General features: G+C 39.6%; 13 protein-coding genes. 9 read left to right on the top strand and 4 right to left on the bottom strand.

All coding sequences use genetic code 11. The features are described 5' to 3' along the window. Nucleotides 1–16: 16 nt before the first annotated feature. The gene (locus tag GGQ60_RS01660; protein ID WP_183759656.1) at nucleotides 17–829 is read right to left on the bottom strand and encodes a helix-turn-helix transcriptional regulator; all 813 of its coding nucleotides are present in this window, start codon (nucleotides 827–829) and stop codon (nucleotides 17–19) included. Between the two features lie 331 nt (nucleotides 830–1,160). Between GGQ60_RS01660 and pyrE the strand changes: the two genes are divergently transcribed. The 7 genes from pyrE (at nucleotide 1,161) to GGQ60_RS01625 (ending at nucleotide 10,511) form a co-directional block, all read left to right on the top strand. Next, nucleotides 1,161–1,826, top strand: a complete 666-nt coding sequence (gene pyrE, locus GGQ60_RS01655) for an orotate phosphoribosyltransferase (protein WP_183759655.1) — start codon at nucleotides 1,161–1,163, stop codon at nucleotides 1,824–1,826. 37 nt (nucleotides 1,827–1,863) lie between these two features. Next, nucleotides 1,864–2,262: an SRPBCC family protein gene (locus GGQ60_RS01650; protein ID WP_183759654.1), complete on the top strand. Its 399-nt coding sequence runs from the start codon at nucleotides 1,864–1,866 to the stop codon at nucleotides 2,260–2,262. Nucleotides 2,263–2,391: 129 nt separating this feature from the next. Next, entirely contained in the window at nucleotides 2,392–5,067 is a 2,676-nt protein-coding gene (locus tag GGQ60_RS01645) for an alpha-L-rhamnosidase (protein ID WP_183759653.1), read from the top strand. 465 nt (nucleotides 5,068–5,532) lie between these two features. Then, entirely contained in the window at nucleotides 5,533–8,133 is a 2,601-nt protein-coding gene (gene clpB, locus GGQ60_RS01640) for an ATP-dependent chaperone ClpB (RefSeq protein WP_183759652.1), read from the top strand. A gap of 338 nt (nucleotides 8,134–8,471) precedes the next feature. After that, nucleotides 8,472–9,125 (top strand): hypothetical protein, encoded by a 654-nt coding sequence (locus GGQ60_RS01635; protein ID WP_183759651.1) that lies wholly within the window; start codon nucleotides 8,472–8,474, stop codon nucleotides 9,123–9,125. A gap of 11 nt (nucleotides 9,126–9,136) precedes the next feature. Then, complete coding sequence (locus GGQ60_RS01630; protein ID WP_183759650.1) at nucleotides 9,137–9,766, top strand: hypothetical protein; 630 nt, start codon at nucleotides 9,137–9,139, stop codon at nucleotides 9,764–9,766. Nucleotides 9,767–9,872: 106 nt separating this feature from the next. Beyond that, complete coding sequence (locus GGQ60_RS01625; protein WP_183759649.1) at nucleotides 9,873–10,511, top strand: outer membrane protein; 639 nt, start codon at nucleotides 9,873–9,875, stop codon at nucleotides 10,509–10,511. Between the two features lie 55 nt (nucleotides 10,512–10,566). Here GGQ60_RS01625 and GGQ60_RS01620 read toward each other — a convergent pair whose 3' ends face one another. Next, a complete protein-coding gene (locus GGQ60_RS01620) occupies nucleotides 10,567–11,769 on the bottom strand; it encodes an MFS transporter (RefSeq protein WP_183759648.1) in 1,203 nt (400 codons plus the stop codon). Between the two features lie 104 nt (nucleotides 11,770–11,873). On the opposite strand from GGQ60_RS01620, the gene GGQ60_RS01615 reads away from it, so the two are divergent. Together GGQ60_RS01615 and GGQ60_RS01610 are read left to right on the top strand one after the other, a co-directional pair. Then, nucleotides 11,874–12,431 (top strand): NADPH-dependent FMN reductase, encoded by a 558-nt coding sequence (locus GGQ60_RS01615; protein WP_183759647.1) that lies wholly within the window; start codon nucleotides 11,874–11,876, stop codon nucleotides 12,429–12,431. A gap of 317 nt (nucleotides 12,432–12,748) precedes the next feature. Next, a complete protein-coding gene (locus GGQ60_RS01610) occupies nucleotides 12,749–13,351 on the top strand; it encodes an outer membrane beta-barrel protein (RefSeq protein WP_183759646.1) in 603 nt (200 codons plus the stop codon). Nucleotides 13,352–13,432: 81 nt separating this feature from the next. Here GGQ60_RS01610 and GGQ60_RS01605 read toward each other — a convergent pair whose 3' ends face one another. Next, entirely contained in the window at nucleotides 13,433–15,085 is a 1,653-nt protein-coding gene (locus GGQ60_RS01605) for a M28 family metallopeptidase (protein WP_183759645.1), read from the bottom strand. Between the two features lie 126 nt (nucleotides 15,086–15,211). Beyond that, a complete protein-coding gene (locus tag GGQ60_RS01600; RefSeq protein WP_183759644.1) occupies nucleotides 15,212–18,037 on the bottom strand; it encodes a S8 family serine peptidase in 2,826 nt (941 codons plus the stop codon). Between the last annotated feature and the right edge of the window lie 44 nt (nucleotides 18,038–18,081).

The raw sequence follows: 18,081 nt of genomic DNA, 5'->3' as shown, positions 1-18,081 counted from the left end.
TCCGAACAGATTAAAATTATGGAAAAAGCAATTGATTTACCGGAGTAAGGTTATCCAGGTAACTCGAAGGGGTAAGCCCTGTGAAAGATTTAAAATCCCTTATAAAGTGTGACTGATCAAAATACCCACAGGCATAAGCAATGGCGGTAAAAGGCTGATCATTTTTAGAGATCATTTTTAAACTCTGTTGAAAACGGTTGATCTTATCGTAAGATTTTGGCGAAAGCCCTGTATGCTGTTGTAATAGCCGCTGCAGATAACGTGTAGTAATATTATGCCTTGAGGCGATGGTGGTGATATTACTGACCGAAGCATCTTTTAAAATACTATTTAAAATATCGGCCACTTTAGTAATGTGAAAGGATTTTTTCTCGTGACTGATCAACCTTTTTAAAAGAAATGCTTCTAACAGGTCGATCCTGTTCTGCTCGCCTTCGGTTTCTAATAACTTTTGATGGATAGTATTTGCACTACCTCCTATTACAGCTTGCAGATCGGTAATACAATCATTAAAAAGCCCCATTTGCTCATTAAAAAAGTATGATGCAGAGTGTGTGTAAAATTTGATGCCCAACATCGTGTGTTTACCTGTTGACCTAATGGATAAAGGTTTGGTAATCTGTCCCCAGAGTTCTACCTTCGGCGTTTTCTTAAAACGATCTCCCACAAAAGATTCCCAACTTCCATTGCCAAGATTAAATATCACCTCCATATCCCCACTGGGAAATACTACATCTTCAAAAACAGAATCAACATCCGATTTAAAAATGTAATAATGCCTGATATAAGGCTTTAAAGTATCTGAAGGTACAAACTGTTTAAATTCCATATCCTGAGTAATTACAAGATCGTAAATTTAGTGCAATACCTGGTGGCAAAATTGTAAAAATCGGAACAAAACCACATTCATCATTTCCGTAGAGGTTATAGCGCTAAGTCTGTAAGATTTTAATCCCTTTTCGATCCCACCGATTCTTTATTGTACTGATTTACAGCAAGTGGCGAGAAATCGCTTTTAGCATCCATCAAAATTTCCGATATTTGTAGTATTGAAATGTCGAATTCAAATCCCGATTCTTACATTTTTCTTTTCCCTAATGCAAAACAAAGGGGCTTAATAAACGTTATGACAAACACAAATAAATCTGTAATTTTGAGCCATGTATAATAAAAGTGATATTGAATTAAAAGTAGCGGAATTTTTATTACAGATAAAAGCAATTAAATTACAGCCAAACAATCCCTTTACCTGGGCATCAGGCTGGAAATCGCCAATTTATTGCGACAATAGGGTTACCCTTTCCCATCCCCAGGTTAGAACTTATATCCGTCAGAAACTGGCACAGGCCATCCAGGAAGAATTTGGTTCTGTGGATGTTATTGCCGGAGTGGCAACTGCTGGCATCCCGCAGGGCGTTTTGGTTGCGCAAGAACTGGGCTTACCTTTTATTTACGTAAGGGCTAAGGCAAAAGAACACGGCACAGGAAGCTTAATTGAGGGGGAAGTAGTTGAAGGACAACGGGTTGTGGTGATAGAAGATTTAATTTCGACCGGAAAAAGCAGCTTACAGGCTGTTGAAGCGCTAAGAGCTGCAGGTTTATCAGTAGCCGGTTTAGCTGCAATCTTTACCTACGGCTTTGAAAAGGCAGACGAAAATTTCGCCGCTGCAAAATGCCGTTATCTTACCCTGTCAAATTATGCGGCTTTAATAGATTATGCTGCTGAGCACAGCATTATTGCTAAAAGCGACATGGAATTATTAGGCAAATGGCGCCTAAACCCTTCAGAATGGGGACAAGGACAAGTTTTAAGTCCGGAGTCTTAATTTTGAAACAAGAATACAAAACCTATAAAAATATATAATGACTGTTATCGAAAGCACAGTAGAAGTTAATAAACCGGTTGCTGAGGTTTATGCTTTTCTATCTAATATGAACAATCATCAGCAACTGATGCCCGAAAATATTTACAACTGGGAATCAACTGAAGATGATGCACGCTTTACCATCCAAAATATGGCAAAGCTGGCCATAAAGATTTCTAACCGCGTTGAAAACCAGGAAATAACAGCAATTCCGAGTGAAAAAGCACCTTTTGATGTAGAATTAAAATGGACAGTTTCAGATAACGGAAATGGTACGACCACTGCTAAACACATCATCTCAGCAGATTTAAATATGATGATGAAAATGCTGGCATCCGGTCCTTTACAAAAACTGGCTGATCATCAGACCGAAAAACTGAAAGAAAAATTAAGCTAGTCTATAAGAGCTAAGTAATTTCAACAATATAAGACGGGTTAAAGCCCGTCTTTTTTTATGCGTAAAAATTCTATTGCGTTCTTACAACAGCACATTATTTTAATATCTTAGTTTTATAACCTTTACGCTATGAACCTCAGATTTCTTCAGGTAACTACTTTATTTTTTGCTCTTGCTCCTCTTTCCAAAACATTTGCTCAATCACTTACCGCTTTAAAAACCGAATATTTGGTTAACCCAATCGGCTTAGATAATCCTAGCCCGCGTTTTACCTGGCAAATGAACGATACCAGCCAAGGTGCCAAACAAACAGCTTACCGCATTCTTTTAGATACCGATTCGGCCTCGCTTGTTAAAGCCAATGCAAAACTTTGGAATACGGGCTGGGTTAAATCAGATAATAATCTGGTTATTTATTCAGGTCATCCACTAAAACCTTTTACTAAATATTTCTGGCGGGTAGATATTGCTGATGGAGGGCAAAAGAAATCAAATAAAACATATATCGCCAGCTTTGAAACCGGCATAATGAAAATGCAAAACTGGCAGGGCGCCTGGATTTCGGATACCGAGAATACCCAGCTTAAACCTGCTCCCTATTTCAGAAAGACTTTTACCGCAAATAAAAAAATCAGGTCGGCCAGGGCCTACATCGCCGCGGCAGGCTTGTACGAACTCTCTATCAACGGCAAAAAAATTGGCAATCACCGGATGGACCCGATGTACACTCGTTTTGATAGACGAACATTATACGTTACTTACGATGTAACCAATGCCATCAGTCAAGGCAAAAATGCTATTGGCGTATTGCTAGGCAATGGTTGGTACAACCACCAATCTACTGCAGTTTGGTATTTCGACCGCGCACCATGGCGCAACAGGCCAGCTTTTTGCCTCGACCTACGTATCACTTATGAAGATGGCACAACGGAAACCATTAAATCGGGTAAAGAATGGAAAACAGCTTTAAGTCCGATTATTTTTAATAGTATTTATACTGCCGAACACTACGATGCCCGCCTGGAAAAAGCAGGTTGGAACATGCCAAATTTCGACGATACAGCTTGGAAAAATGTGATCTACCGTTCCGCACCGTCTAAAAATATTGTTGCACAGGCTATGCATCCTATCCGCAATGTTGAAGAAATAGCCAGCAAAAGTTTAAGGAAATTTAATGATACTACTTATGTTTTCGATCTGGGCAGAAATATTTCGGGGGTAAGCAAAATCACGGTAAGCGGCCCGGCAGGAACGGTGATAAAACTGAAACATGGAGAGCGTTTATATGCCAATGGGCATGTGGATATATCGAATATTGATGCCCATTACCGCCCAACAGATGATACCGATCCTTTCCAAACCGACATCCTGATTTTAAACGGAAAAAGAGAACAAAGTTTTATGCCGCATTTTAATTATAAAGGTTTTCAATATGTTGAAGTAAGCAGTTCTGCTCCTATCGAATTGAAAAAAGAAAATCTGCTGGGTTACTTTATGCATAGTGATGTCCCGGTGATGGGCGATGTTAAATCATCAGAACCGATTATTAATAAAATCTATTACGCCACCAATAATTCTTACCTGTCGAATCTTTTTGGCTACCCCACAGATTGTCCGCAGAGAGAGAAAAATGGATGGACGGGCGATGCTCAGATTGCGATAGAAACTGGTCTTTATGGGTTTGACGGTATTACCATTTACGAGAAATGGCTCGCCGATCACCGTGATGAACAACAACCAAATGGTGTTTTACCTTCCATTATCCCTACCGATGGCTGGGGTTACGAATGGGGCAATGGGCCCGATTGGACCAGCACCATTGCCATTATTCCATGGAATGTTTACCTGTTTTATGGCGACAAAAAACTACTTGCCGATTGTTATGAAAATATCAGAAGATACGTAAACCACATTAATGAAACTTACCCGACTGGCTTAACTACCTGGGGCTTGGGCGATTGGATTCCGGTGAAATCCAAATCTCCTGTCGAACTGACTTCAACCTGTTATTATTATGCCGATGTGGTTATTTTGGCAAAGGCAGCAAAAATTTTAGGTAAAAATGATGATTATGAAAAGTACACCGCCCAGGCAAAAAAAATTAAAGATGCTTTTAATGCAAAATACCTGAACAAAGAAAAAGGAATTTACCACACTGGTACCCAAACCGAAATGAGTGTTCCGTTGTACTGGAAAATTGTTCCTGAAGAATCGATTGCCCTTGTTGCCGAAAACCTGGCCAAACGCGTAGAGGCTGATAACTTCCATTTGGATGTAGGTTTACTGGGTACAAAGGCCATTTTAAATGCATTGAGTGAAAACGGCTACAATGATATTGCTTATAAAGTTGCTGCTCAAAAAACCTATCCAAGCTGGGGCTGGTGGATGGAAAATGGCGCTACTACCTTGTACGAAAACTGGCCTATAGATGCAAAATCGGATATTTCTATGAACCATATTATGTTCGGAGAAATTGGTGCATGGCTATACAAATCGCCAGGTGGTATTAAGCCGGATGAAACACAGCCTGGCTTTAAACATGTGATATTGGATCCGCATATTATGGAGGGTCTAAATTCTTTTGAAGCCAGTCACATTGGTCCGTATGGCAAAATTGTAAGTGCATGGAAAAGAATTAATAATGGAATCAGATACGATATTACCATTCCAGCAAATTCCACGGCGACCATTAATTTGCCACTTACGCGTGGTATGGATAATTATATAAATGGGAAGCTAAACAACACCGGAAAAATAGATTTAGTAGCGGGTAAATATGTGATTGAGCATAAAGCCGGAAAATAATCAAGACCTCGTAGCTTATTAGTGGTTTTGTTTCTGATGTTGTCATCCTGGGGCACGAAGGATCTTTAAGCGATAGATTACTGATTTCATCGATTAATATCACTTCAAAATCTAAGTAGTGTAGCTAGAGATTCTTCACAGCGTTCAGAAATGAAACCAGTGATTCCGCCTTAGGGTTGTAAGTATTCAGTACCGATCTTTCATTGGTACCGGAGCGAAGCGCAGCCCTGTAAAGCCCGCCCCTTTTCCCATTGATCAGAATTAGTAGAATGCCCAAAGCAGTTGGAAGTTAACAGTTGGCAACTTAAATGCAAGCCTTGCAAGTTTAAAATCTGCATACGACAAAATTTCAGAATAAAATACTATAAATCAGCAATTTAGTCATTTAAAACAAAAACTTAGCGACAAAATTTCCGATTGTAAAATCAAAACAGTTATGGCATTTGTTTTGACTTAAAAGGAAATATGAACTTCAACAATTTTACCATAAAAGCCCAGGAAGCAATTCAACAGGCTTCTGAAATAGCCCAGGGCAACCAGCAACAGGCTATTGAAACGGCACACCTGCTTAAAGGTTTGCTTACTGTTGATGAAAACGTAGTTTCTTATGTTTTAAAGAAACTGAACGTGAACCTTAATTCATTAAATCAAAATCTGGATGCAGAGATTGCCAAATTCCCGAAGGTGAGTGGAAGCAATGTCTATCTGTCATCTAATGCCAATAGCGTTTTGCAGAAAGCGCAAACATTTTTAAAAGAATTTAAAGATGAATTTGTATCGGTTGAACATTTGTTACTAGGTATCCTGGCCGTTAACGACAGCACATCTAAGTTATTAAAAGAGCAGGGCGTTAACGAGAAAGACCTTAAAAAAGCCATTATAGAATTACGTGGCGATAACCGGGTAACCGACCAAAATGCCGAGGCAACTTACCAGGCTTTGAGCAAATATGCGCGCAACCTGAATGAGTATGCCGAAAGTGGAAAACTGGATCCGGTAATCGGCCGCGATGAGGAAATCCGACGGGTTATCCAGATTTTATCGCGCAGAACCAAAAATAACCCGATATTGATCGGAGAACCTGGTGTAGGTAAAACGGCTATTGCAGAAGGCATTGCCTTTAGGATCATTAAAGGCGACGTGCCCGAAAACCTGAAAAGTAAAGTCGTTTATTCGCTTGATATGGGTGCCTTAATTGCAGGTGCAAAATACAAAGGCGAATTTGAAGAGCGTTTAAAAGCCGTAGTTAAAGAAGTTACCCAAAGTGACGGCGATATTATCCTCTTTATTGATGAGATCCATACTTTAGTGGGTGCCGGTGGTGGCGAGGGGGCAATGGACGCGGCAAATATCTTAAAACCTGCGCTTGCCCGCGGAGAATTAAGGGCCATTGGTGCAACTACTTTAGATGAATATCAAAAATATCTTGAAAAAGATAAAGCTTTGGAACGCCGTTTCCAAAAGGTAATGGTGGAAGAGCCTGATACCCAGGATGCCATTTCGATCCTCCGTGGATTAAAAGAGCGTTACGAAACCCACCATAAGGTAAGGATTAAAGATGAGGCCATTATTGCAGCAGTAGAAATGAGCCAGCGGTATATTTCCGACCGTTTCTTACCGGATAAAGCCATCGACTTAATGGACGAGGCTGCATCTAAACTGCGTATGGAAATGGATAGTGTACCAGAACACGTTGATGCTTTAGACCGCGAGATTATGCGTTTAGAGATAGAACGAGAGGCCATTAAACGCGAAAAGGATGATAGAAAGGTTAAAGAACTTTCAGAGGAAATCGCTAACCTATCAGCCGAGCGTGATGAATTCAAAGCAAAATGGCAAGGCGAAAAAGACCTGGTAGATGCCGTAAATACCGAATTAGAACAGATTGAACACTATAAATTAGAGGCTGAACAAGCTGAACGTGCAGGAGATTATGGTAAAGTTGCCGAAATCCGCTACGGAAAGATTAAAGAGGCCCAGGATAAAGTTGAGAAACTTAAAGCCGATTTAGAAAGCCAGCAGACAGATAGCCGCATGCTTAAAGAAGAAGTTACCGCGGATGATATTGCCGGAGTGGTAGGACGCTGGACAGGCATACCGGTTACCAAACTGATTGCCAGTGAGCGCGAAAAACTACTTCATTTAGAAGAGGAACTGCACCGCCGTGTAGCCGGCCAGGATGAAGCGATCGAAGCCATTTCGGATGCGATCCGTCGCTCCAGGGCTGGCCTGCAGGATAAACGTAAACCGATTGGTTCATTTATCTTTCTGGGTACCACAGGCGTAGGTAAAACTGAATTGGCTAAGGCTTTAGCCGAGTTTTTATTCAATGATGAAAATGCTTTAACCCGCATTGATATGAGTGAATACCAGGAACGCCATGCCGTATCGCGTCTGATCGGGGCGCCTCCGGGATATGTGGGCTACGATGAAGGCGGACAATTAACTGAAGCAGTTAGGCGCAAACCTTATTCGGTAGTATTGCTTGATGAGATTGAAAAAGCGCATCCGGATGTATTTAACATCCTTTTACAGGTATTGGATGATGGCCGTTTAACCGACAACAAAGGCAGAACGGTGAATTTTAAAAACACCATTATCATCATGACCTCGAACATCGGTGCACATTTGATCCAGGATAATTTTAAAAATTTAAGCGATGAAAACCGCGATGAGGTAATTGCCAAAACCAAAAACGAACTGTTTGAGGTATTGAAACAGACCATACGTCCGGAATTCTTAAACAGGATCGATGAGCTGATTATGTTTACGCCGTTAAACCGCAGCGAAATCAGAAATATTGTGAGTTTACAGTTTAAACATGTACAACTTACCCTGGCAGAAATGGGTATAGAAATGGAAGCCAGCGATGAGGCACTAGATTGGTTGGCACAGTTGGGTTATGATCCGCAGTTTGGTGCCCGACCACTTAAAAGAGTGATCCAAAAAAGAATCCTAAACGAACTGTCAAAAGAGATATTGGCAGGTAAGATAGATAAAGACAGTAAAATTAAGCTGGATATGTTTGATCATAATTTTGTGTTCCTGAACCAAAAAGCTGATTAAAAAACGTAATCATCAAATCCCATAGATTAATTTCTATGGGATTTTTTTGCTTTAAAGCTACATGATTAGTTCAAAAGGTTATCGTCCCGACTGAAAAAACAGTGGAACGTCTGTCCGTACAGGCAGGAAGAGATCTGGTCCGAGATCGATTTGGCTTTGCTGAGCATTTACATAGGCATCGGCTTCACTTTATTTAGCCTGGATTTACAATCCCCCGAACTTTGGATTTATAATCCACTCACAAAGAAAACCCTTTATGTAACTAGTATAATAGTTCATTTTTTTGTTTTTTGTTACAATAATGTTTATTATTGATTACACACAAAAACACAAACAAAATGAAACCTAAATTAATCATTATGGTGCTCCTGTGCACCATCAGTTGGCGCAGCCATGCCCAAACTGAAAAAGGCTCGGGCTTTATTGGAGGAAGCCTCAGTTTCGGAACCTCCAAACAAAACAGTTCATCACGAAGCTTAAACACTTTTACCTTAGCCCCGAGGGGAGGCTACTTTTTAGCCAACAATTTGGCCATAGGTTTAGAAGTTCCGTTAAACCTTTCAAAGCTCAGGGGCGAAACGTATATCGCATGGAATGATGAATATGGAATTTACGAAGAACAAAGAGGCGTAAAGGAATTTAGCCTTGGCATCTCTCCTTTCGTACGTAAATACATCGATGTGAAAGAGCACTTCAAGTTTTTCATGCAGGCCAATCTGCTCCTGCAAATTAACACCTTCAACAGAATCGACGATGCAGGTTACCTGATCCGGACAGATGCTAAAATAAAGGGATGGGGAGCAAGTATCAGTCCTGGCTTCAGCTATTTCGTATCAAAACATGGGGCATTGGAGTTTTCATTACCCGTTGTATCTTTCTTCCATCAGAATTATTATGCAGAAGAATCGCTTTACAACTACGATAAAACCAATAACCTGAGGTTTGCCCTGCAAAATTTCACCCCAACATTTACGTTTAATTACCATTTTTAGCATCCAATAAAATGAGAAATACATTCAACCGCTTAAGCTTAATTTTTTTAAGCCTAAGCCTGCTATTTGCCTGTTCTTTCAGCGCAGAAGCCCAGAGTACAGAAATTAATAATATTAAATATTACAGAAGTATTTTTCCTGAAGAAGATGGAAAACCAGAGTTTATAGACAATAACAAAATAGAATACTATAAAAGTATTTTTCCGGAAGAGAACGGAAAGATAAAATCAATAGGTGATCAGAAATTTGAGTACTATAAAAGTATTTTTCCAGAGGAAAACGGTAAAATTAAATCTATCGGTGATAAAAAAATAGAATATTACAAAAGCATTTTCCCGGAAGAAAATGGAAAGATCAAAGCAATTGGCGATATGACAATTACATATTACAGAAGTATCTTTCCTGAAGAAGATGGAAAAGTCAAATCAATCGGCAATATTAATATTGAATACTATAAAAGCATCTTTCCGGAAGAAAACGGGAAGATAAAATCAATAGGTGATGCCCAGGTCGAATATTACAAAAGCATCTTTCCGGAAGAAAATGGAAAGCTCAAATCTATTACAGGTAAAATAGGTGGGAATACTAATACCTCTCCCATCGAAATGTATTATTTTATCCTTAGTGCAAACCAGAAATAGCATCTGCAATTAAACGCATTAAAACAGCAGATTACCCAAAACAAATAAACTAAGCAACTAGCCTGGTTGGGCTTTTTATTTTATAATTAAATACACAAAAACACAAATGAAAAAACAATTATTAGTTACGGCTATTGCCATGAGTATCTCCCTATGTGGTTTCTCGCAAACAAAAGGAACAAATGCGGTAAGCTTTGGAGTTAATTCAACGACAAACAAAGTAACCGGAAGCGGTTACGAAGACAAAGTAAAAAACAACTCATTTACATTGGGTTATGGCTACTTTTTTAAGGACAACAATAAAATTGGATTGGATTTAACATATGGGTTAAATAAAAATACCTATAACAATAACAAGAGTAACCAAGAACTAAAAAGCTACGGTGGAAACTTAAGTTATCAGCGTTATTTTCCATTGGTAAAAACCCTGTTTGCCTATGCGGGAGGAAAAGCCGCCTATACCCATAGTAAGAATAACAGCCTATACACCAACACCTACCCACAATCAACAAGTTATACCTCTAACCAATACGCTGTTGGTGCTTATGGTGGCATTACCTGGTTTGTTTCTAAACGATTTGCGTTAGAAACAAATTTACTATCTGCAGATATCACCTACAGTAAAACAGAGCAAAATGAGGTTACTGCGAATAGCTATTTCATCAAAAATGAATACACTTCATTCAATTTAAGCAGTCAGGGATTTATCAATAACCTGGGCTTTAAGATTTATATCCTATTTTAACCTCAATATTCTCTAATAAAAACAAAAAATCCCATCGCTGATGGGATTTTTTGTTTTATTTCTTCCTGGTTTCAATATTGGGCAAAAAACCGGTGAGCAGCCCGATCAAAGGCAAAAATGCACAAACATTAAATACGTATCCGATACTGGTAGAATCGGCTAATTTACCCAAAAGTGCCGACCCTATTCCACCCATACCAAAGGCAAAGCCAAAAAACAGTCCGGCAACCAGGCCCACCTTTCCGGGGATGAGTTCCTGTGCATAAACCAGGATGGCCGAAAATGCCGAAGCTAAAATCATTCCGATAGGTACAATTAAAACCCCTATCCAGAATAAGCTGGCATGAGGCAATAATAAGGCAAAAGGTGCCGTACCCAATATAGACCCCCATATCACATATTTTCGCCCAATTTTATCACCAATAGGACCACCCAATAAGGTACCTGCAGCTACGGAGAATAAAAATATGAATAAATAAATCTGCGAGGTTTGTACAGAAACATGGAATTTATCAATCAGGTAAAAAGTAAAATAATTGGTTAAACTCGCCATGTAAAAGTATTTGGAAAAAATCAATAACAGTAAAATACATACCGAAAACACAACCTTACTCCTCGAGAACTGATTCACCATCGTTTGTAAGTTAATCTTTTTACTTCTCGAAAGCATAAAGCCCTTATACCAATTGCCTACATAGGTTAAAATAACGATGGCCAAAAGCGCAATTACCGAAAACCAGATTACACTGAACTGTCCGTAAGGTACTATAATCCAGGCGGCCAATAAAGGGCCTAAAGAACTGCCGGCATTGCCACCCAACTGAAAAACAGACTGTGCCAATCCCCTCTTTCCTCCAGACGCCGCATGTGCCATCCTCGAGGCTTCCGGATGAAAGATAGAAGATCCTATCCCTATAAAACAAACAGAAAGTAAAATCGTATAAAAATGAGTCGATTGAGATAGGGAAATAAGCCCGATCAGGGTAAATCCCATTCCTACCGCTAAAGAATAAGGCTGAGGTTTTTTATCGGTATATAACCCTACGAAAGGTTGTAAAAGCGATGCTGCCAATTGAAAAGTTAACGTAATTAAACCAATCTGTGAAAAGCTTAAATGATAACTTGTTTTGATAACGGGATAAATAGCAGGGATTAGGGATTGTATGGTATCGTTTAACAGATGTGAAAAACTGAGTGCAAAAAGTATCGGGAAAACGGTTTTTTCAATAATAGAAGTGGTAGATGTATTTTCAGTCATAACGGGTAGCTTATAGGGTCAAAAATAAGGATTATAAATTTTTAATTCCTATGCATGGTCCTTGCAAAAACCAAACATTTTGATTACGATGTGGTTTTATAGCTATGGAAAAGAACAGAAAAATTATTGGTTTATGCGGAAGCCTGAGAAAGGGATCTTATAATGCGATGCTGCTTAAAGCGGCAGGCAGGTTAATCCCCGAAGGTATTGGATTTGAAATTGTCTCCTACGATGACATCCCTGTTTATAATGCAGATAACGATCTGCCAGAATCAGAAGAGCGGCCAGCAAGCGTAACCAGGTTCAGAGCGGCTTTAGCCAATGCCGATGCTTTTATTATCGCCTCGCCTGAATATAACTATTCCATTCCCGGTGGGCTGAAAAATGCCATCGACTGGGCAAGCCGGGGTAAGGATTCGCCATTGATGCATAAACCGGTTGCCATAATGGGCGCTACACAAGGCATGTGGGGAACCGTTAGGATGCAAACTGCATTTTTACCCGTTTTTACATTCTTAAATATGAACCCTGTTTTGCAGCCTGAAGTATTGATTGCACAGGCACAAAATAAATTCGATGCGGATGGAAATTTAACGGATGAAAAAACCATTTCCATCATCCAAAAGAAAATAGACAACCTGATTTCGGCCTGCAGGGTTTAATCAAAAAACTTGTAGGCGCTCTTCTAAACCTGCCATTTCTGCCAGTCTAAAATCTGACATTTATACAAAAAAAGTCAGATTGTCAATTTGTCATACCTAAAAAATCAATCGATCGATTGATTTTTGGTCACACGAAAATAATATTGAATTAACACCAAATTTACATCTGTTTGTAAGCGAACGAGTTAAGCAAAAACTGATTTTTTGATGACGTTAGCCAAGTTTTTTGGCACAAGTGTTGACTTTTAGGCAAATATAGTCAGAAATTAAAATAGTAAAAATTGACTATATTTTATAACAAATAAATAATAAAAAAGATGAAAAAACTATTATTATCTTTAGTAGCAGTAGCAGGTTTAGTTTATGGTGCAAAAGCACAAACTGAAAAAGGAAATTTTATGTTAGGCGGTAATGTAGGTGTAAACTCTACAAAAGTTGATGGTGCTCCAAAAGCAGATTTCAGCTTTACCGTATTACCAAGTGTTGGTTATTTTGTTGGCAACAATTTTGCAATCGGTACCGCTGTCGGTTACGAATACAATAAAACAGTTAGTGAAAAAACAAAAGACGGCGCTTTTAAAGTTGCTCCTTTCGGTCGCTACTATGTTGGTTTATCAGATCAATTTAAATTCTTCGGACAATTATCAGTGCCTTTGGCTTTCGGCGAATTAAAAGCAACTGATGCTAACGGCGACAATGCAGTTAAATTGGGTACAACTACCAAAATCGGTGTAGAAGTTGCTCCAGGTTTTGCTTTCTTCCCAACCAAGAAAATCGGTATCGAACTTTCAGTTAAAGGCTTAAGTTATGAAAACTACACTGTTAAAGCTGAAGGAACCGGTGCTAAAGTTAAAACCAACACTTTTGGCTTAAACGCTGATACTTTTGCACCAAGATTAGGTGTTCAGTTCTACTTTTAATTAAACCTTCCTCCGGGAAAAGTTTAACAAATGACTTTTTTCAAGAAGCGTCGCGGTTATGAAACCGCGACGCTTTTTGTTTTATTTCTTTTCCCTGATGGCTTTAAACTCTGATCCGTTTTTCCATTTCGGATAAGAATCTTCGTTACTGATGCGATAGCCCATATCGAAAAGCAAACGCACATCTTCTACAATGCCTGAAAGATCCCAGCTTTTGGCATCAAAATTATCCTGAGGCGAATGATAGCGGAATTTGGTAAAATCGGCCACCTGCTTTAACCCCCATTCCCTGCCGTTTTTAAGGTTATCCACACCAGAACCGGTAAATAATGAGGGTACACCAACTTTGGCCAGGTTAAAATGATCAGAACGGTAATACAAACCTGATGAAGGAACAGGATCAGGTACCAATACCCTACCCTGTTTTTTGGCAGATTCGGCTGCATAATCTTCCAGTTCTGATTGTCCGAAGCCATATACAACCATATCTTTGGTTTTTCCGGCAATGCCCATCATATCCATATTAATATTGGCTACCGTTTTATCCAGTGGGAAAGCAGGGTGTTTGGCATAAAACTCGGAGCCCAGCAAGCCCTGTTCTTCTGCTGTATAAGAAATAAACAAAATGGTGCGTTCAGGAGCTTTGGGCAATTTTTTAAATGCGGAAGCAATTTCGAACAAAGCTGCTACCCCTGTGGCATTATCAACCGCACCATTATAAATAGAATCGCCTTGTATTTTCTCTCCCACGCCTAAATGATCCCAATGGGCCGAATAAATAAGGGCTTCGTCTTTACTTTTATTACCTGGAATTTTAGCCAACACATTATAGGTTACTGATTTTTTGATGGTATTTTTAACCTTCAGCGAAGTGGTAATGTTTAAATCGACTGCCTTAAAATCTTTCTTACGGGCATTAATGGCGAGCTGATCAAAAGATTTGCCATCCATTGCAAATAATGCTTTGGCTTTATCCAAAGTAATCCAACCCTCTACCACTGCCCTGTTCATTCCATTATCTTCACTTTGCAAAGTAAGTTTAGATTTCGACCATCCACTGCGCACCACTGTCCAGGGATAGGCTGCCGGTTCGGTATCATGTACAATGATTATCCCGGTAGCCCCCTGACGGGCAGCTTCTTCAAACTTATAGGTCCAGCGACCATAATAAGTCATATTTTTACCTTTAAACAAAGTAGAATCTGCAAAACCAGGGTCGTTGATCAATACCACAACTGTCTTACCTTTAACATCCAGATCACGGTAATCGTTCCAGCCATATTCTGGAGCTACGATACCGTAACCGGCAAAAACCAAAGGAGAACCATTGATGCTGACCTCATTTTGCACCCTTCTGGTACCTGCTACAAAATCAGTTAAATAATTTAGGGTCAGGGAAGTATTTTTTCCTTTAAATACCATTTTATCTTCTGGTGTAGATTTAATCTCGACCATAGGTACCTCCTGGAAAAAGCTGTTGCCATTGCCCGGCTCCAGTCTAAGCTTTTCGAACTGCACTTTTAAATAGTTGATGGTTTTGGTTTCGCCATCGGTAAACGGTTTTCTTCCCAGCAAACTATCGGCAGCAATAACCGACAAATATTGGGTTAAACTCGAATCGTTAATGGCTTTTATCGCTAAAGAATCGGGATCATTGCCTGCACTTTTAGTTCCTTGCCTGCATGAACCAAGAAAAAGAAGTGCATAACTGGAAAACAGTAGGATTTTTTTCATTGACAGTATTATTTTTTATTTAAAAGGATCGTATAAATCGAAAAATACGAAGAAAACAGCAAATTTTCAGGTGTATTAATGAATGTATTACCTCTTGTATAACAATGACGGACCAGAAGCGAAAATTTATTGCTTAATCAATTTAAACTTTTTAAGCTGCTGTCCATTTTTATTAATCACGCCCACATAAACACCTGTGGATAAAGCATTAAGTAAAAATCGGTTCGAACTTGTTGCTTTTTCTTCGAAAACTTTCTGTCCTAAAATATTAAATATGGATAAACTATATTCTTCAAAAGCCCCACTCAGGATAGTTAAATAATCACTTACGGGATTGGGATAGAAAGAAAACTGATCCGGTTTGAGAAATACTGCTGAAACCAGATCGCTGTATACCTGCCCACTGGCCGTTTCGAAAGTTACCCGGTAAAATTGTATGCCCTCTTTGGGTTTATCATCAAAAATGGTGTAATCGAGTTGATTTACAATTGGTTTGGTTTGCTGTAAAACACTAAACGTATTTGGTCCGGTCTGTTTTTCCCAGATAATGTTTTTTAAATCCAAAGTACTGCCTATGCTCAGGTCAACCTTTATCCTGGCATCATCAGTCACTGATGCAAACAAATTTTTTACGTAACAGGTTATCCCCTGCTGCGTATAATCTATGGTATAGCTTTTTAACCCAGTAAAACCTTCGCCATTAGCGGCTACGGCGAAGTATTTGCCTGAAATTTTACTCATATCAATTTTTGCAATGGTATCGGTAAGGGTTAACACCGGAGATAAGATATTATCTGCAATAGTATAAAGGGTATAATCCTTAGCCCCCGGTTGCCTGTTCCAGTTTAGCGCAATGCCATCTTTACAGGCGTAACCAACTTTTAATACCCGAGGACTGGAAATCACAAAAGACTGGCGCTGCACCACATTGCCTCCGATCTCCATCCTGATGAGGGCTTTCGAAAACTGATCTGGTGCATCCCAGCTGTAAAAACCTTCACTAAGGTTAATATCCTGGGCAATTGATTTCCAGGTTGCCCCATCATCGTAACTCACCGATAAATTTCCGGTTTTGGCCGCATAGGTATTCTCCCAACGGATATAATTATTTTCATTGGCAAAAATGTATCCATTTTGACCCGGGCTGATAAACGAAAAGGTATTTTTGAGTTTATAACGATACGCAAGTGCAAAGGGCTGGTTGTTCCCCTGTGTTATCCTATTGCCTTTAATATGGATAGTATAGTTGCCGACATCCGGATTATCTAAACTTACCTGTTGTACAGTATTAATCAGGTCTGCTTTACGTACGGCTGGCTTCGCAAGCGAATCTAAATGAGGGTAAGTACTTAAAACCCAAGGCAGCGTTAAATTCCCCGAAGGATTTTTGAGGCTTAAATCCAAACCGTTAACTATACTCTGGGCAGCATTTACTGTTGCCGGGGGATCGTTCCAGGTAATGGTAACTTTAAGTTCGGCCACATTGGATGGCACCAACAAAGGCAGAACCAAATCCTGGTTTTTAGCTACATTATATAAAGAAGCCCGGTTTTCATCAAAAGTTTTTAAGGCTTGAGCTACATTTAACTTACCATAACCGTATACAAAATCAACCTGTGGCGCCCCCAGATCATCTGCTGCGTTAATCAAGGCTGCACGGACCACTGCAGCCGAAGGTGCCCTTTTATATTTCTGCAGATAAAATTGTTCCAACAAAGCAACCGAACCACTGGTAATGGCTGCTGAACCCGATGTTCCATCTTCGCCAAGGGCTACCAGCTCCGGTTTTACCCGGCCATCATAAGCTGGTCCTTTACTGCTCCGGCTTTCAGAAATATTTTCCCGATTGATGCCCCCTATTACCAATAAATTTTTGGCCTGCTTAAAATTACCCGTTAAATTTGCCCTGGCAGTTATCCCCTGATATAAGCCGCCTGATGGTGTTGATGTTCCTATATTTCCGGCCGAAAAAACATGGATCAACGTATCGGTTTCGAAAACCTGTTTATCATAAGCAGCAGCCTCCATACCATAATTATTGTCGATATCAGTACCGTAAGAATGGTTTTGTACCCTGATCTGAAGTTTGCTCAAATCACTGACCAAATCGGGCATCAGGTTCGAAAAATCAGAATAAGCCAGTTTAGCCTTTGGGGCAGCACCTAAACCACGGATAAAAGAATTGCCGTTGCCGGATGCTAAAGTAGCCATAATAGTAGCATGGCTGGTAGGCGTTTTACCGGTTAAAGCGCCCGGTAATGTTTTACCTAACAGATCAAGGTCGTTTATATCGTACATCCCTTCTTTAATGGAAACATTTATACCCGTACCATCAACACCCGGGAAAAGGCTATGGGCATTGGAAATCTGGTTTAATCCCAGATCGATGCCATTAATCACTACCTCTTCTTTGGCTACGGGTAAAACATCAGCATATAAAACAGCTTCATTTTCCAGCAACTGCATTAAATCTGCAGGTAAAATATAAACCGTATAAACAGCATTGACCTGATCGACAGCTTTAATCCGTAAAACTGTACCGGTACCGGGCAGTGCATGGTTATTTTTAAGTGACAACCTGACCTGAATAGAATCGCTCTTTTTACCGCTTTTATTAAGCACTTGCATCAACCTGTCGCTCACTTTCCAAAGCCCGTTGGCCTGTTGCTGATAAACCACATTGCCGGAAAGATCCTGAACGATCGATTTTTGCACGATAAAGCAATTGCCCGACAGCCTTTTTTGGGGATTTAACAACTGAATTTCAGCAGCAGTTAATACGTGGTCAAACTTCACCAAAACAGGCTGACCAGAACTCAATTTCGGAGAAAGCAAGGTTTTAGAAATAAATTTTTCAAAATATTTTTCTATTCCCGCAGGTTGTTCCTGTGCCTTTAAGCGGGCTACAAACAGACAAATACATATAATTAAAAATACAGATCTGACTTTCAAATATTATTTATTTATAAAATTTTGGTTACATTAATTATCTTCAC

Origin of the sequence: Pedobacter zeae, assembly GCF_014196715.1 — a bacterium.
In the GTDB taxonomy this organism is placed as follows: Bacteria; Bacteroidota; Bacteroidia; order Sphingobacteriales; family Sphingobacteriaceae; genus Pedobacter; species Pedobacter zeae.
Note: the sequence above shows the minus strand (reverse complement) of the source record. Positions and strands in the feature narration are given on the sequence as shown.

Coding starts and splice junctions, on each gene's coding strand:
- GGQ60_RS01605 (WP_183759645.1), bottom strand. CDS start 15,085: ATGAAAAAAATCCTACTGTTTTCCAGTTATGCACTTCTTTTTCTTGGT.
- GGQ60_RS01650 (WP_183759654.1), top strand. CDS start 1,864: ATGACTGTTATCGAAAGCACAGTAGAAGTTAATAAACCGGTTGCTGAG.
- GGQ60_RS01630 (WP_183759650.1), top strand. CDS start 9,137: ATGAGAAATACATTCAACCGCTTAAGCTTAATTTTTTTAAGCCTAAGC.
- GGQ60_RS01620 (WP_183759648.1), bottom strand. CDS start 11,769: ATGACTGAAAATACATCTACCACTTCTATTATTGAAAAAACCGTTTTC.
- GGQ60_RS01615 (WP_183759647.1), top strand. CDS start 11,874: ATGGAAAAGAACAGAAAAATTATTGGTTTATGCGGAAGCCTGAGAAAG.
- GGQ60_RS01635 (WP_183759651.1), top strand. CDS start 8,472: ATGAAACCTAAATTAATCATTATGGTGCTCCTGTGCACCATCAGTTGG.
- clpB (WP_183759652.1), top strand. CDS start 5,533: ATGAACTTCAACAATTTTACCATAAAAGCCCAGGAAGCAATTCAACAG.
- GGQ60_RS01610 (WP_183759646.1), top strand. CDS start 12,749: ATGAAAAAACTATTATTATCTTTAGTAGCAGTAGCAGGTTTAGTTTAT.
- pyrE (WP_183759655.1), top strand. CDS start 1,161: ATGTATAATAAAAGTGATATTGAATTAAAAGTAGCGGAATTTTTATTA.
- GGQ60_RS01660 (WP_183759656.1), bottom strand. CDS start 829: ATGGAATTTAAACAGTTTGTACCTTCAGATACTTTAAAGCCTTATATC.
- GGQ60_RS01645 (WP_183759653.1), top strand. CDS start 2,392: ATGAACCTCAGATTTCTTCAGGTAACTACTTTATTTTTTGCTCTTGCT.
- GGQ60_RS01625 (WP_183759649.1), top strand. CDS start 9,873: ATGAAAAAACAATTATTAGTTACGGCTATTGCCATGAGTATCTCCCTA.